Origin of the sequence: Paenibacillus sp. LjRoot153 (assembly GCF_964253085.1) — a bacterium.
In the GTDB taxonomy this organism is placed as follows: domain Bacteria; phylum Bacillota; class Bacilli; order Paenibacillales; family NBRC-103111; genus Paenibacillus_E.
This window is the reverse complement of record NZ_CAXUQH020000001.1, coordinates 1,781,754-1,796,810: the sequence shown is the minus strand read 5'-3', so window position 1 is coordinate 1,796,810 and position 15,057 is coordinate 1,781,754. Positions and strand designations below refer to the sequence as shown.

Annotated in this window: 15 protein-coding genes; 7 read left to right on the top strand and 8 right to left on the bottom strand. The window is 45.0% G+C overall.

What is annotated here, in order from left to right; all coding sequences use genetic code 11:
* Position 1 precedes the first annotated feature (1 nt).
* From glgP to ACSQ8P_RS07900, 3 genes are all read left to right on the top strand, one after another.
* A complete protein-coding gene (glgP, locus tag ACSQ8P_RS07910; RefSeq protein ID WP_436234683.1) occupies positions 2 to 2,596 on the top strand; it encodes an alpha-glucan family phosphorylase in 2,595 nt (864 codons plus the stop codon).
* Positions 2,597 to 2,729: 133 nt separating this feature from the next.
* Entirely contained in the window at positions 2,730 to 3,401 is a 672-nt protein-coding gene (locus ACSQ8P_RS07905) for a flagellar brake protein (RefSeq protein WP_436234682.1), read from the top strand.
* Positions 3,402 to 3,438: 37 nt separating this feature from the next.
* Positions 3,439 to 4,251, top strand: a complete 813-nt coding sequence (locus ACSQ8P_RS07900) for an NAD kinase (RefSeq protein ID WP_436234681.1) — start codon at positions 3,439 to 3,441, stop codon at positions 4,249 to 4,251.
* 96 nt (positions 4,252 to 4,347) lie between these two features.
* Here ACSQ8P_RS07900 and ACSQ8P_RS07895 read toward each other — a convergent pair whose 3' ends face one another.
* On the bottom strand, positions 4,348 to 4,668 hold the full coding sequence (locus ACSQ8P_RS07895) for a YutD family protein (protein WP_436234680.1): 321 nt from the start codon (positions 4,666 to 4,668) through the stop codon (positions 4,348 to 4,350).
* 42 nt (positions 4,669 to 4,710) lie between these two features.
* A complete protein-coding gene (lipA, locus tag ACSQ8P_RS07890) occupies positions 4,711 to 5,658 on the bottom strand; it encodes a lipoyl synthase (RefSeq protein WP_436239476.1) in 948 nt (315 codons plus the stop codon).
* 85 nt (positions 5,659 to 5,743) lie between these two features.
* On the opposite strand from lipA, the gene larE reads away from it, so the two are divergent.
* Genes larE through larC (ACSQ8P_RS07875) form a run of 3 tightly spaced genes read left to right on the top strand, consistent with a single transcriptional unit; the run spans position 5,744 to position 8,298 of the window.
* Positions 5,744 to 6,592 (top strand): ATP-dependent sacrificial sulfur transferase LarE, encoded by an 849-nt coding sequence (gene larE / locus ACSQ8P_RS07885; protein WP_436234679.1) that lies wholly within the window; start codon positions 5,744 to 5,746, stop codon positions 6,590 to 6,592.
* Positions 6,589 to 7,362 (top strand): nickel pincer cofactor biosynthesis protein LarB, encoded by a 774-nt coding sequence (gene larB / locus ACSQ8P_RS07880; RefSeq protein WP_436234678.1) that lies wholly within the window; start codon positions 6,589 to 6,591, stop codon positions 7,360 to 7,362. The genes larE and larB overlap by 4 nt, the downstream gene beginning before the upstream one ends.
* Positions 7,363 to 7,371: 9 nt before the next feature.
* The gene (gene larC, locus ACSQ8P_RS07875) at positions 7,372 to 8,298 is read left to right on the top strand and encodes a nickel pincer cofactor biosynthesis protein LarC (RefSeq protein WP_436234677.1); all 927 of its coding nucleotides are present in this window, start codon (positions 7,372 to 7,374) and stop codon (positions 8,296 to 8,298) included.
* Positions 8,299 to 8,323: 25 nt separating this feature from the next.
* Here the strand turns inward: larC (ACSQ8P_RS07875) and larC (ACSQ8P_RS07870) are convergent, their stop codons facing one another.
* Positions 8,324 to 8,818: a nickel insertion protein gene (gene larC / locus ACSQ8P_RS07870; RefSeq protein ID WP_436234676.1), complete on the bottom strand. Its 495-nt coding sequence runs from the start codon at positions 8,816 to 8,818 to the stop codon at positions 8,324 to 8,326.
* A 116-nt stretch (positions 8,819 to 8,934) separates the two neighbouring features.
* Here larC (ACSQ8P_RS07870) and ACSQ8P_RS07865 point away from each other — a divergent pair, with 116 nt between their 5' ends.
* Entirely contained in the window at positions 8,935 to 9,981 is a 1,047-nt protein-coding gene (locus ACSQ8P_RS07865; RefSeq protein WP_436234675.1) for a M23 family metallopeptidase, read from the top strand.
* A 32-nt stretch (positions 9,982 to 10,013) separates the two neighbouring features.
* Here ACSQ8P_RS07865 and yunB read toward each other — a convergent pair whose 3' ends face one another.
* The 5 genes from yunB to ACSQ8P_RS07840 form a co-directional block, all read right to left on the bottom strand.
* A complete protein-coding gene (gene yunB / locus ACSQ8P_RS07860) occupies positions 10,014 to 10,742 on the bottom strand; it encodes a sporulation protein YunB (RefSeq protein WP_436234674.1) in 729 nt (242 codons plus the stop codon).
* A 380-nt stretch (positions 10,743 to 11,122) separates the two neighbouring features.
* Positions 11,123 to 12,757 carry a fibronectin type III domain-containing protein gene (locus ACSQ8P_RS07855; protein ID WP_436234673.1) on the bottom strand — a complete coding sequence of 545 codons (1,635 nt, stop codon included), beginning with the start codon at positions 12,755 to 12,757 and terminating at the stop codon, positions 11,123 to 11,125.
* Positions 12,758 to 12,992: 235 nt separating this feature from the next.
* A complete protein-coding gene (locus ACSQ8P_RS07850; RefSeq protein WP_436234672.1) occupies positions 12,993 to 13,556 on the bottom strand; it encodes a 5' nucleotidase, NT5C type in 564 nt (187 codons plus the stop codon).
* A gap of 26 nt (positions 13,557 to 13,582) precedes the next feature.
* Positions 13,583 to 14,227 carry a pentapeptide repeat-containing protein gene (locus tag ACSQ8P_RS07845; protein ID WP_436234671.1) on the bottom strand — a complete coding sequence of 215 codons (645 nt, stop codon included), beginning with the start codon at positions 14,225 to 14,227 and terminating at the stop codon, positions 13,583 to 13,585.
* 56 nt (positions 14,228 to 14,283) lie between these two features.
* The gene (locus ACSQ8P_RS07840; protein ID WP_436234670.1) at positions 14,284 to 14,892 is read right to left on the bottom strand and encodes a sigma-70 family RNA polymerase sigma factor; all 609 of its coding nucleotides are present in this window, start codon (positions 14,890 to 14,892) and stop codon (positions 14,284 to 14,286) included.
* Positions 14,893 to 15,057 lie beyond the last annotated feature (165 nt).

The following is a 15,057-nucleotide window of genomic DNA, read 5'->3' as shown; positions in this document are numbered from 1 at the left end:
TATGGGTAACTATGATCATGTTTATAAAGGGAGAGAATATTCAGATATGATAGCAGCCGACCCCCAAGAGGCGAGAAGTTTGCCTCCAACGATTGAACGACTTCGCGAGCTAGCTTTTAATTTATGGTTCAGTTGGAACCATGAGGCGCTGCAGCTTTTTGAAAGCATGGACCCTGGCCGTTGGAAAGCCCTCGGTCACAATCCCGTTCGACTGCTTAACGAGCTAGAAGCTCCCCAGCTTGAAGCATTAAGCCAGAACAATGATTTTGTCGAGCGGTATCAACAAGTCATGCTAAGATTTGATACGTATATGAATGAACCCGGTTGGTATCCAAACAACTATGCCGCCGAAGGTTATGTGCAAATTGCTTATTTCTCTGCTGAATTTGGTTTTCATGAATCGCTTCCGATTTATTCAGGCGGGCTTGGCATTCTTGCCGGCGATCATATCAAATCTTCCAGTGACCTAGGAATACCGCTTGCAGGCGTGGGCTTACTCTATAAAAAAGGCTATTTCACACAAAAAATTGATGCGAGCGGCAGTCAGCAAAGTGAATTATTCCCCTATGACTTTAAGCAATTACCGATTCGTCCGGTACTTCAAAATGACCAGCAGCTCACGGTTTCGCTCGATATATCTGGTCGTACAATCACCCTCATGGTTTGGGCTGCTAAGGTAGGACGCAATTTGGTCTTTTTGCTGGATACCGACCACGAAGCCAATCATGACACAGATAAAGCCCTGACCGAACAGTTATATGGCGGCAATCAAGATATGCGGATCGCTCAGGAAATGGTGCTGGGAATCGGTGGTGTCAAGGTACTTCGTGCACTCGGCATTTACCCCAATGTATACCATATTAATGAAGGTCACGCGGCTTTCCTGACTTTAGAACGGTTGAAGGAACTGCTTCATTTGGGCCTTCCGTTTCACGTGGCCGTAGAGACCGTGCGCTCCGCCACCGTTTTCACGACACATACACCTGTTCCAGCAGGTCATGATACGTTCTCCGTCCAGATGGTGGAACACTATCTGGGTCACCTTTTCAACGAGCTGCCTAAGCATAAACAAAGCATTATTTCATTAGGACTTGATCATAAGTCCGGTCAATTCAATATGACACATTTGGCGATGAATACGGCGGGGCTGCGAAATGGTGTCAGCAAGCTGCATGGGCAGGTTTCACGCGAAATGTTCAAAGAATTCCATGGTCATATCGATGCCAGTGAGGTCCCGATCAGCTCTATCACAAACGGTGTTCACTTGGACACTTGGACCGCCCCTGCTTGGAAGGAGCTTTTCGATCGATTCCTCCCCGGTACATGGCGAGCGGAGCAGTCCAACGAGCATCAATGGGCGCAAATCGAGGTTATTCCCGACGAATCCATTTGGAAAGTTCATCAGCATCTGAAGGAAGATTTAGTACGTTATGCCCGCAATAGTCTCATAGAGCAGCGCAAACGTAACGGGGAATCCGAAGATAGGATTGAAGAGGTTCGGCACTATTTAAATCCTAAAGCCCTTACAATTGGCTTCGCAAGACGCTTTGCTACCTACAAACGGGCCAATCTGATTTTCAATGATTTGTATCGTCTCAAGAAACTAATCAACGATCCCGATCGACCTGTGCAATTTATTTTTGCAGGTAAAGCCCATCCTGCTGATTACCCTGGCCAAGATCTCATTCGAGAAATTTACCGCATCTCACAATTAAAAGAATTTCTCGGTAAAATCGTTATTCTTGAGAATTACGATATCAACATGGCTCGCTATCTCGTTCAAGGCGTCGATGTCTGGTTAAATAACCCTCGCAGACCTCTTGAGGCAAGCGGTACCAGCGGCCAGAAAGCAGCTATGAACGGCGTTCTTAATTTCAGCGTGCTGGACGGCTGGTGGGAGGAAGGCTACAACGGTATGAATGGTTGGGCTATCGGATCCACGGGAGCCGCGGACTGGGCCGCACAGGAGAAAGAAAATACGAAAGCGATTTATCACCTTTTGGAGAATGAAATTATTCCGCTTTACTACAATCAAGGCGAGGTCCCACATCAGTGGATTGGACGCATGAAGCGATCCATTCAATCGCTCACCCCCGTCTATAATACGCACCGTATGGTGCAAGATTATACGAATCTTTCGTATGTACCAACAGCCAAACGTGCTCGTCTTTTTGTAGCGGACAATTATGATGTTGCTACCAAAGTTGCCGATTACAAGCAGTTCATCCGCAGCAATTGGCATCAGGTCCGGATTATGAATATTGATGATCATGCCAATAAATCGACTTCCGATGTTCCATTAGATGAAATTCCACCCGGTACGAAAGAGATTACGGCGCAAATCCATTTCGGCCCTATTTGGCCGCAAGATACGGCAGTAGAAGTCATTTATTACGCAGAAAATGGCGAAACGTGGGAGCAGAAAATCATCCTCATGGCTCCAATTGGGGAACTTATTGAGCAATCGCAGCATTTCCAAGCTACCATTCCATCCCATCTTGTTCATGGGCCTCACTTCTCGATTCGTGTGCGCCCCATCTCAATCAACTTTGCGCATTCGTTTGAACTCTCCCTCGTTACGAGCACCTTGACTTAATAATAAAATCGGATAACCTAAGCTAAAGCCCCGTTTGGGGCTTTTCTTATTGACTTAGATAAATTATGATGAGAAGAGAATTTACAGGATGAACAGGCAGATGTGAATGTAAATCTAACGACTTGGTGATGCTATGGATTGGAATAAGGTACTAGAATTGGCATCCTTTTCGCCAAATCAGGATTGTCATATTATCATTGTTGGTGAATGTAAAGATGGACAGCCTTTCTGCTTTGAAGACAACTTTGCTATCGACAAAATAAGTGAAGATTCGATAACCGTATGTCTTGAACAATTAGGCGTATACCCATTCGACAAGCTTGAACATGTTTCACTCGTTGAATTTTCTTTCAAAGATGGTGCCATTTTATATTATGCTTATGTCGATTTGATTGGGCTTGAACTCAAAAAGACGATCTGTTCCCTGACATTATCTCTTCCTGAGGAAGTTTTTCAGCATCAAAACCGAAGATATCCTCGAGCTAAGCTTACCCTGCGTACACCGATTACACTTCGTGTCGCTGGCATACGAAACTTATCTGCACAGAAGGGTGTCGCTTTTACCGGACAACTCCTTGATATCAGTGTTGGCGGACTATCCTTTGTCACCTCCAATCGACTTTTCTTTCCTTTGATTCTGGAGTTCAGCTTCATTCTCCCGAATGTCTCTCAGCCTATCACTGTCTATGGTGAAATTGTAAGAGTTGCGCATTTCAGCAACGACAGCTATCGGGTTGCCGCAGAATTTCGGCATACGCCTGAATCCATTCTCCAAGAAATTGATGCCTACTGCTCCAATTATTAAGAAGACCATTCTACGATAACTCTTAGGAGGAACAAGATTGAAATATAACGTCATTGAACGAGGCGATGACATCTCCAAGGAGCTGACCGAACGCTTCCACACACTCGCCGCTAAGCAAGGCATGCCAAGGGATGAAGATCATCCCGATATCGTCCTGTCCATTGGCGGGGATGGCACGATGCTCCAAGCTTTTCATAAATATGTCGACAAATTGGATCATATCGCATTCGTTGGGATTCATACGGGGCATCTTGGCTTTTTCGCAGATTGGAAACCGGACGAGTTAGATCATCTAGCTTCATTAATGTTTAGTGTGACAACACCTGAGGAGCTGCAAGTCGTCCGCTATCCCGTTGTCGAAATCGAAATTACGACGGACAAGGGTGTTGAAACACATCTCGCTCTTAACGAGTTTACGATTCGCGGGATTGAAGTTTCACTAGTTGCAAGACTTCATGTGAACGATGAAATGTTCGAAATGTTCCGCGGTGACGGTATCTGCATATCTTCTCCTGCAGGCAGTACCGCTTACAACAAGAGCTTGGGCGGCGCCATGGTCCATCCATCGCTTGAAGCTATTCAAATTGCCGAGATCGCATCGATTAACAATCGCGTGTACCGTACACTGGGTTCATCAATGATTTTACCGAAGCATCACCACTGTGACATTTACCCGAAAGCGCAACAGAATATGCTGCTGTCGTTGGACCATAAATATATGCAGCGTGCCGATGTCGTCTCCATTCGTTGCCGTGTTGCTTCCAACGTAAAAGTAAAGTTTGCGCGGTTCCGTCCGTTCCCTTTCTGGAATCGTGTTCGCGAGGCCTTCGTTGGCCTTGAAGTAAAATAGGACAATGAACAACGAAACAAACACCGACATGATAAAACGCCATCTGCTCTCCACGATTGTTGGAGGCCAGATGGCGTTTTGTTGAGCTAGTGCTGATTAAACCGTTGTTGAACTTATAACTTCTGACGGTGTTTGCTGTTTAGGCGCGTTAACTTTCTCGATAATAAAGTATGCACAGCCAAAGTTACAGTACTCATTCAAGTAATCTTGAAGAGCTGCGATGGAGGATTCTTTGGTCGCTTTTGGGTGGATTTCTTTGAAAAACCCTCTCAGTCGTAATTGACTATATCCCCAATCGCCCACAATATAATCGTACCGCTCCAACACTTCGCTGAAGCGTTCCTTGAACACTTCGAAATTCCAACCATTTTTGTGATCGGTAACAAGCTCGTATGTTTTATTGGCAATATGAATCATGGTGGTAGGAAGCTCTCCTTTCTATGATCCGTTCATTGAATTCTAAACGCTTGATGCTGCTTTCACCTGTTCATGCGCATGATAGGAACTGCGTACCAGCGGGCCCGACTCCACGTGCTTAAAGCCGCGTTTCATGCCCTCTTCTTTCAGCATAGCAAACTGTTCAGGCGTGTAATACTTGGATACAGATAAATGCGTCGTGGACGGCTGTAAGTATTGACCGATCGTCATAATATCACAATCCACTTTACGCAGGTCTTCCATCGTTTGAAGCAGCTCGTCCCACTCTTCCCCTACACCAATCATGACACTGGATTTCGTTGGAATGTTCGGCGCTATCCGCTTAGAACGCTGCAACAGCTCGAGTGAACGATGGTATTTCGCTTTGGAACGAACGCGATCTGACATCCGCTCAACCGTCTCCATATTGTGATTCAGAATATCTGGCTTTGCCTCAAGCACGGTAGCCAGTGATTCTTCTCGACCTAGGAAGTCAGGAATCAACACCTCAACTGTGCACATAGGCAGTTTACGACGGATCGCTTTGATCGTCTCTGCGAAAATCATAGCACCGCCATCCGTTAAATCATCGCGTGCTACTGAAGTAACAACACAATGACGAAGCCCCATTTGCAGCGCTGCGTCTGCAACACGTTCCGGCTCTTCCAAATCAAGCTCAGTAGGGAGACCTGTTTTAACTGCACAAAAGCGACAAGCACGCGTACAAATGTCACCTAATATCATAAAAGTCGCTGTCCGATTCGCCCAGCATTCATGAATGTTCGGACATTTGGCTTCTTCACACACTGTATGCAACGTCTTGGAACGCATCATGGATTTAATTTCTTTGAAATTCTCATCGGTCTTAAGATTGATCTTTAACCAGTCTGGTTTTCTCTCTAGTACTTTTCTAGGCACTGTAATTCCCGCCTTTTTATTTGGTTTCTCAATGATGTTATTATAACATGAATGACTGACAAAACAATCCACTTTAGGGGTCACTTGTGATACACTTGTTTAGATAGACCAAAACAGCTCAGCTTACTACATAAAGGCTGTATGGGAGGATAGAAACATGAGCATACAAGAAGTAACACGCGAGAAAGATCGCAAGCTTGGTGAAATTTTAAGAAACATGGGCCGTGTCATCGTCGCCTTCTCCGGAGGGGTTGACAGTACATTCGTCCTCAAACGTGCACAGCAAGAGCTTGGTGATCAAGTCCTTGCCGTTACTGCAGCATCTGAAACGTTTCCCACGAGGGAGTTTGATGCCGCGGCACAACTAGCTGAACAATTTGGCGTTCGCTTGCACAAAACAGAGGTAAAGGAATTGGAGAACGCGAATTTCGTTGCCAATAATCCTGACCGTTGTTATCACTGCAAGACGGGGCTTTATTCACATTTGCAAGATATCGCCAAAGAACTGGGTTACCCGTATATCTTAGACGGTTCCAATGTGGACGATCTAGGTGACTATAGACCAGGTCTTCAGGCGAAAAATGAGCAAGGCGTCCGCAGTACGCTGCAAGAAGCCGGCTTAACCAAAGACGAGATCCGAGCGCTTTCCAAAGAATTGGGTCTTAGCACATGGAACAAACCTTCCTTTGCCTGCTTATCCTCTCGTATTCCGTATGGTACGCAAATCGAGAAGTGGAAGATTGACCAATTGGATGAAGGCGAATATTTCCTTTCCCAGCTTGGTCTCTATCAGGTACGCGTGCGTCATCACGAGAAGATTGCTCGAATCGAAGTCATGCCAGAAGAGATTCACAAGGTCGTGGAACACCGTGATGCGATTTACGAAAAATTCAGCAAGCTCGGCTTTACGTATGTCACGTTAGATCTGCAAGGCTACCGCACGGGCAGTATGAATGAAGTGCTATCTCAAGAAACGAAAGATAAGGTGAAACAAGCATCCTTATGATGGACTTAGAGAAGATCTTAAAACTCGTCCAGACCGGCGATCTGGATATAGATGAAGCCAAAAAGCAAATCATCAAGGAAGGCGGATCAGGTCCCGCCAACCTTGATCTTGGATTTGCACAGCTCGACATCGATCGCGAGAAGCGTACAGGCTTCCCCGAGGTCATTTTCGGGGAAGGCAAGACGCCCGAGCAGATCGAGGCCATTTTCCGGCGGCTGATGGAGCATACCGACCGCGTGCTTGCCACACGCGTCGACGCGGCCAAAGCCGCTCATGTTGTAGCCAACGTGGCAGGTGTTACCTACCACGAAACCGCACGGGCGCTCACTTGGTTTAAGCGCCCGCTGCTCAAAGTCCACGACGGCTATATCGCCGTCGTGTGCGCAGGCACCTCCGACCTCCCCGTGGCGGAGGAGGCGGCCCTAACAGCTGAATGCCTAGGCAGCCACGTTGAACGTGTGTACGACGTGGGTGTCGCTGGCATTCATCGGCTATTCCGCCGGCTCGAGCTCATTCGCGGTGCGAATGCGATTGTGGTTGTTGCCGGCATGGAGGGCGCGCTCGCCAGCGTTATGGGCGGGCTTGTGTCTAAACCCATCGTCGCTGTGCCGACGAGTATTGGGTACGGTGCGAACCTTGCAGGGATCGCACCCTTGCTGTCCATGCTCAATAGCTGCTCACCGGGCATCTCCGTCGTTAACATTGACAATGGCTTTGGCGCAGGGTACTATGCTGGACTCATTAACAAAAATATGTCGAAACGAGCGTGAACTACGACCATGCGTATTTTATATTTGGACTGCTTCTCCGGAATTAGCGGCGATATGACCCTTGGCGCTTTGGTTGATGCGGGAGCAGATCGTGCTTATATTGAGGATGAGCTTTCCAAAATCAAACTAGAGCCCTACACTTTGGAGTGGAAACGCGTTGTGAAACGCGGCATTTCTGCCCTTAAGCTGGATGTCATACTCGATCCTGAACATCCTCCGAAGCATCATAGACATTATTCAGAAATCGTCAATGCCATTCAAAAAGCAGAATTCAATGAGAGAGTTACAGCATTAAGCTTAGCTATTTTCGAAAAAATTGCGATTGCTGAAGCTAAGATTCACGGGACTCCTATTGAAAAAGTGCATTTCCATGAAGTCGGAGCTATTGATTCCATCGTCGACATCGTTGGTGTTGCTTTAGCCATCGACTCCTTGCAAATCGAGCGTATTTTCTCCTCCCCAGTTCCACTAGGATCCGGAACCATACATATCGATCATGGTATTTATCCAGTACCCGCTCCTGCCACACTGGAGATGATGAGAGGCTTGCCTATCGCTTCAACTCCTTATAGTTTAGAAATGACAACGCCAACTGGAGCCGGTATTATTTCAGGTATTGTTGATGAATTCTCCAAAAGCTTCCCACCCATGGTAGTTGATCATATTGGCTATGGTGCAGGCACTAGAGACTTGCCAAAGCAACCCAATGTACTGCGTGTTGTCGTTGGTAAAGTTGATCCGTTTATTGGTAAATGGCAAGTTAGTCATGAGCATCTAGCGCATGATCATAGTCATGAACATACGCATACGCATGATGACCATCACCACCATCATGACCATTCACACAAGCATGATCATAAACACGATCATCATCATCATGATCACTCTCATACTCACACCCATCATGGCGTTGCCACACCTAGCACCCCACAATAGCTTATACATGACAAACGCTCTTCCATCACAATGGAAGAGCGTTTTTTTGTCTCTGTTGTTGCAAAAATAACAACCTAACTTCCTCATAAACCATCTTCAAAGGTACTTCATGCATCCTTGCTACTTGTTCACATTCCTTAAATTCAGGTGCATATTGCACCAATTTCCCTGCGTGATACCCAACTTTTACTGTTAAGAGTCCCCATGGTGTTTCCACACGCTCAAATTCTCTGGCTAATCGATGACAAGATGCATGCAGATATCGAATGCCAAGTGTGGTTGTTTCACTAAATATAATCTCCTCAATTGCAGACAATCGTTCCTCGTCCACCAATACATTCAGCATGATACCAGGACGCCCTCGTTTCATAATGATGGGTACCATGTATACATCATTTGCACCCGCATCAAAAAGCTTATCCATTACGTAAGTCATCCACTCTGGATTCATATCATCCAAATTGGCTTGAACTAATAACATGTGATCGTCAACATGCTCTTCTCTATGGTTAAAAGTCACTATTCCCACCTCTTATTGGCATCATAGCAAATATCCCGGGGCAACGAAAGATCGAAGGATAAACAACAGGACATCCGTACATCCTAAGAACTAACATTTCAGGAAGGATGATAGAGATGCAAAGCAGAGCATTTTGGTCAAAGGTTCTCGTCCTTAGCCTCCTCCTATCAACAATCACATTAACACCTATTTCAAATATTGATGTATCACCTGCTATGGCAAAAGAGCAGATTACTCCAATGCCAAGCTCCCAGCCGACCAAACCTTCACATGGAGAGCGAAAAGAGCTTTTTGAAAAAATAAGCTTACTCTCGGGTATCCCTTGGACGTACCTTGCTGCTGTAGATCAATATGAGAAAACGATGAACACCGCCAAAAAAAGAACAGTTCAACAAAGCATCACGAATATTTATTTTTCAGAGCTTGTTTGGGCGGGCATGCTTAATCCAGATCCACAAGACACCAATTTGATAAGTATTTCCTTTTTCCATGGTTTAGGGCGGGATGGATCAGGGGATGGCATTGCTGACCGAACTAACGATTTAGATGTACTAGCGGCTATGGCAGCAATCTTAGGCAACAATGGAACTAAAGTTGATAATTTACAAATGAACCTTTGGAATTATTACCACAACGCACGCAGCGTAGAACGCATTCGTCAATTCGCTGCGATCTATGAGTCTTTGGGCACTTTAGATGCGAATGCTCATGCATTCCCACTTCCTGTTACTTCCAACTACTCTTATCGCAGCACGTGGGGAGATAGTCGAGGCTGGGGTGGCCATCGTACTCATGAAGGAACTGATCTATTCGCTGGCTACGGTGTTCCTGTTAGAAGCACTTGTTATGGCATCGTTGAAATCAAAGGATGGAACCCCTACGGAGGCTGGCGAGTTGGCATTCGTGATCTAAACAACATATATCACTACTACGCCCACCTATCCGGCTTTCAAAAAACGCTCAAAATAAACGATATCGTCAAACCCGGACAAACCATCGGTTGGGTCGGCAGCTCCGGCTATGGAAAACCAGGTACATCCGGTAAATTTCCTCCCCATCTTCATTTTGGGCTATATCGCGATAATGGCACTACAGAGTGGAGCTACGATCCCTATCCATCTTTACGAAGATGGGAGCGCGAAGATCGAGGTAAAAAGAAATAACCCGCCTCTCACGGCGGGTTTATTTTTGCTTTTCATTTGGTTACGCCCACCTTGGGAGTAGAATTCGTTGCCCCTGAGTGCGGAATAGTTGGTAATGTTATGCTCGGCGGACTGCCTTCCTTCGAACTTCCCACTGGATTTCCCTTGTTGTCATAGTAATAAGTAGGAACATCGCCCACAACAAGCGAATAGGAAATAGGAATTTCAGTTTCTACAATTTCTGTTTCTGAATCGAAAGGGATAATAACAGAAACTTCTGCAACAATATGTACGTATACTTCGAACATAACCATATTAATACCGACATTTTGAGTACGTGTATTTAAATCCACCTTCACACTTCCAACAGGAAGCAATCTTATCGGGATATCTGGGCCAAAAGAGGCGAGAATAGCACTATCCATAGCCTGCCCGAGGGGAATATGATCTGAAATGCTTTCCAGATTATTCAACTCGCCTTGGACTGTTTTAATAGCCTCCGAAGTAATCCTCATATGTTCATTATAATTCAACATGAAACCTGTAATCTTATTGTTTTTATCCATTTTCCAATCAATCAGTTGCTCAGCATTCGTTCCTCCTGCTACATGATCGGCAATTGCACTATTAATCGCTTGGGTTGCAATCTGTTTAACCCTAACCTTCGCCAGATTCATCAAAGGCGGTCTAAGATTTCGTTCTACAAAAATAAAAAACTGTATGCAAAACAAGACTAAGATGAGCAAACCAATCCACAGTACCTTTTTACGGCTTGTTTTCACAGTTGGCCTGCTTCTCCATCGTCGCCTCTGCAGCATGCTTCTCCCCCTTTTCTCCGTGACCAACCCTACCTACCGCCATGATTCATTAGTACTACCTTATGCGGACATGTTTTGAAAAAGACGATCCAATCCGAGGCCAACCTACATTCCTAACGTACTTGCGCTCCCGTTTACATTTTCTTTTCAAACAAATGGCCTGGAGGCTTTCGATGCCCCGAGACTGCGACTGCGGCATATCGCGGGGCCAAACGGGGACTATTTGGGAGCAACTAGGGAACGACTGGTTACTTGAGATTTGAAGAACAAAAAAACTTTCGTCCCCATCATTTGAATGGTTGCGAAAGTTTGGAATTAATTGTCTATGTAGCTATGGAGTGTAGCTATCGTGCAGATGGAATAAGAGCAGTGCCACCAAGTCCGCTAGGGGTGCTGCTTGTTTTGGTTAGTGCGATCTTGTCCACTTTGGCTCCATCTTCCCTTACTTTGATATATAGCGTATGTGTGCCAGTTGAAAGTGAGATTGAGCTGCTCGGCTTTTTCCAGGCCCAGCTGCCTGCGCTGCCAGTTGTTACTTGGTAGTTACTACCTGAGTCAACAGCCACGTTGAAGCTATCTGAACTGCCATCTGGGCCTTGTGAAAGCAAGTAGATATAGAAAGAACCGCCATTTGTTACTTCCAGATCATATTTAAGGTAGTTTGCATCACTATCTCCCGAACCATTTGCCGTTTGCATGTTTGCCGTTCCTGAGCATTCCGTGCACGTTGCTTGTGTAAATGTTCCAGTTTTCGATGTAACTGTTTCGGCTTCCAGATAGGATACGGTGCTTCCATTGATAGTGTAGTATAGTCTTCCTGTACCAGATCCGCCACTTGCAAGCGTCGTAACTGAAGCAGCATTGCTTGCAGCAGATACGTTACCAGCAGCATCTTTGGCAATGACTGTATAGCTATAGGCAGTTGAAGCCGTAAGACCCGAATCACTATATGCTGCTGTTGATGAAGTGCCCACTTTTGTCCCATTGCGGTACACGTCATAGCCTGAAACTGCCACGTTATCAGTCGAAGCTGTCCATCCCAGTTGAACTTGCGAACTCGATGTTGCCAAAGCGGCCAGTCCAGTTGGCACAGAAGGTGCTGCGGTATCTGGCGTTGGCGCAACTGGCGCATATCGCTCCATGATGAGACTCGTTTTTAGAACATCAGATTGTACTAGCCAGCCTTTGGTTGTAAGTAGATTCATCAAGTCGGTACGTGCACTTGTCGCTTCACTCAGAGTATCTGCTTTGAAGGAAGCCTCTACGATGTCTTCTGTTCCTGTCTTAGCCGCATTCAGAATCGTCCATACTTCGATATCTAGATCATAATCATCAAATGAGCCCTCGTATCTTTTGAAATCAATAGGTCCATATATGAATGAATTGTTTAATTGGGTTGTTCCCCAGCCTGAGCTGGTCCAGTTTTTTAACTGGCTTGGTGCGTTGGATACGGAAATAGTTTGAGATGTTGCTAAGTTGGGTGCATTGAGCCCACTGCCGTTGTACCCTGAGACAGTTACATCTTTTTCATATTGTACGCTTAATGTTTGCTTGCTGAATGTCCAATCAACTTGAAATTCAAAACCAGAAGCGGAGCTATTCAAACCATCGTTCGCTGCTGTAGTCAATGCTCCTGTTATGTCACCATTTGTGATGGGATAGCGCTTTTTGAATTGCAGTTGATGCGTGCTGTCGCTGCTTTTTTTACGAATACGATCACTCCAGCCTTGTGCATCCAATGCTCCTGTCGCAGTATCCATATATTGTACACGATAGGCTTTCGAGGATGAGCCGGTTGAAAATTGACTACGTACGCTGCTAATCAAGTTATGACTGGAATCCACCACGATGCTCGGATTTAAATTAAATTTCACCTCATAGTTTGGCGTACCGTTTGCTGCAGAAGCTTGCTGAGGCGTAAGGACTCCACTTGTTAGTAGCAGAGCTGCTGTTGTTGAAACCATGATTAACTTAGTCATCTTGTTAACTTGAAACATCATTTCATCTCCTTTATCCTTCATGAATGATAGTTTTCTTACCGTCCTGAGCATAAAGGAGTTTTGTTCGCAGATTGTCATTTGGGTTTGTGCTTTTTGTAAATGGGAGCATCTCTGGCAGTTTATAGGTGCTCGAAAAAGAGGGAGAGCAAGATCTGCTCTCCCTTCAGCCAGGTGCTCGAATCGTTGTGTAACGATGTGAGCACCTTTCACTTTTTCAACCCTTCATAAGCTCATCTAGCTCATCCCAAGACGTAATCCGCGGCAATTCCAGATGTCGATTATAGGATCTGTCTTTCACACAAATGCGAACAGGCAGGTGAGCTAATGTTTCCAGAACTGTCGGTTTATCATCAAAATAATAATCCAGTTCTAGCGCCTCTATAATATGTACTTTCTCGGAATCACTCATCCCACAGAAGAAATGCCCCTCTGTCACAGGGAATCCATGGTCTAGCAGCCATTGTCGTGTGCGCTCCGTATGCTCTTTGGCTCGTGCGGTAATGTAGTACACCTCGTGGCCTTGCTCCACCAGTTGGTTCAGAACCTCTCGCGCATGGGGGAATGTTGCACAATCCGAATAATAAATCTCATCACGCAGACTGTGCCACAGCTTCCCTCCTTCTTCCTTGGATAATCCAAACGCACTGTGGATTTCCATCGTAGACAGGGCTTGAAACACCTCTAGCCCAATGTTCTGCTGCAGCGTCTTATTATAGATATGAAACGCATGCTCTCTTAGATTAATGAGGGTATCATCAATATCAAATCCAAGTTTCACCGTCTAACCCTCCATTCACCTTGCCTCTATTCCTTTAATTTGATCCCAAAAAGACTTACAAATACGGAAGCCTGCCCTCTAGAAATGATGCATCCACGCAAATCTTCAATACTAACACCTAAACTTGTAAACTCACATGTGCTGAGGTCGATCCCTTCCAGTTTCGCACCTGTAAATTGTGCTTGCTCCAACTGACAAACCTCAAATTGTAGCTTCTGCAAAGTCGCTTCATAAAAATCAGAGCTGTTTAAAGAACACGTATGAAACGAAATTTGTTTGAGATTTGCCATTCGGAATGTCGCAAAATCCCCTAAGCAATCTTGAAAAAGGATATTTCGTAATGTGGCTCCCGTGAGATCCATACCAATAATTTTGCAATTCCGAAATTCCGTTCTATGTATCGTTGCTTCTGTAAAGTCGACATTCGACAAATCACATCGGTCAAAAATCACATCGGTCAGCTCAATTTCTTTCATCGCAATTCGCGTAAAGGTCACGTTGCGAAAAATAATTTTATCAAACGCGACTTTATAGGCGGATTGATTATCTATTACGCAATCACTAATAATACCAGTATGAAAGCTATCCTCAGGCTCAAATTTCCCTTCTTGCAAGGTAATGACGGGCAATTCTTTAGGCATTTTGGGTGCATCTAATTTAGGATTACTCATGTGAAGCTCCTTTATTATAAGGTAATGGGCAAAAAAATAAGCCTTATCGGCTTACTTTATAAAATGATCACAGTGGATAAGCTGTGCAGCATGAAGAATAAGGATCCCCATTTTCTTTTGATATAATTCCGGCCTCGAAAAAGCCTAGTCTTAATCGTAGAAACAGGTAAATTCACTTCGCGGCTGATGTCTTCTAAGGACATATCCAAATAATATTTGTAAACAATAAGGTCTTTATATTTATCGGGCAGATCTTGAATCATTTGTTCCACCTGGCTATACGTTTCCTGTTCAATGAGCTGAAGCTCAGGCGTCTTCTCATGACTCACCAGCTTCTCAATCAGGGGGCGTTCATCTTGGGATGGGAACCCACTCGTATCCATGGAGAGTTCTTTTTTCTTCTTCCGCATCAAATCAATCGTGACATTTTTGCCAATGCTGAAGATCCAACTGGAGAAGTTCTTGGTAGCGTCAAATCGATGTGAATTTAAATGTGCACGCAAAAAAGTCTCCTGAACAACATCTTCGGAATCTGATTTATTTCGAAGCATACGAAAAGCTAATCGATAAATTCTGTCCTTATACAGCTCCAGAAGTCGATTAAACGCTTTCGCATCTCCTTGACTCCACATTGTTGCAAGTTGACTATCGCTTAATTGCAGCATGTTAAATCTCCTTCACATATAAAACTACCTATCTCCTATTCTACCAAATCGAAACAAAAAAAAGAAACCTTTTCAGGCTTCAAAGATGACTATTTATCGATAAAATTGGACACATATTCCGCTTTCTCTGCACTTGCTATGACGATTAACGTTACAATAATTCCG

Excerpts from the sequence above, each read along its gene's own strand:
- larE (WP_436234679.1), top strand. The coding sequence starts at position 5,744 with ATGAGCATACAAGAAGTAACACGCGAGAAAGATCGCAAGCTTGGTGAA.
- ACSQ8P_RS07845 (WP_436234671.1), bottom strand. The coding sequence starts at position 14,227 with ATGAGTAATCCTAAATTAGATGCACCCAAAATGCCTAAAGAATTGCCC.
- ACSQ8P_RS07865 (WP_436234675.1), top strand. The coding sequence starts at position 8,935 with ATGCAAAGCAGAGCATTTTGGTCAAAGGTTCTCGTCCTTAGCCTCCTC.
- ACSQ8P_RS07840 (WP_436234670.1), bottom strand. The coding sequence starts at position 14,892 with ATGCTGCAATTAAGCGATAGTCAACTTGCAACAATGTGGAGTCAAGGA.
- larC (WP_436234677.1), top strand. The coding sequence starts at position 7,372 with ATGCGTATTTTATATTTGGACTGCTTCTCCGGAATTAGCGGCGATATG.
- ACSQ8P_RS07855 (WP_436234673.1), bottom strand. The coding sequence starts at position 12,757 with ATGACTAAGTTAATCATGGTTTCAACAACAGCAGCTCTGCTACTAACA.
- ACSQ8P_RS07895 (WP_436234680.1), bottom strand. The coding sequence starts at position 4,668 with ATGATTCATATTGCCAATAAAACATACGAGCTTGTTACCGATCACAAA.
- glgP (WP_436234683.1), top strand. The coding sequence starts at position 2 with ATGGGTAACTATGATCATGTTTATAAAGGGAGAGAATATTCAGATATG.
- ACSQ8P_RS07905 (WP_436234682.1), top strand. The coding sequence starts at position 2,730 with ATGGATTGGAATAAGGTACTAGAATTGGCATCCTTTTCGCCAAATCAG.
- larB (WP_436234678.1), top strand. The coding sequence starts at position 6,589 with ATGATGGACTTAGAGAAGATCTTAAAACTCGTCCAGACCGGCGATCTG.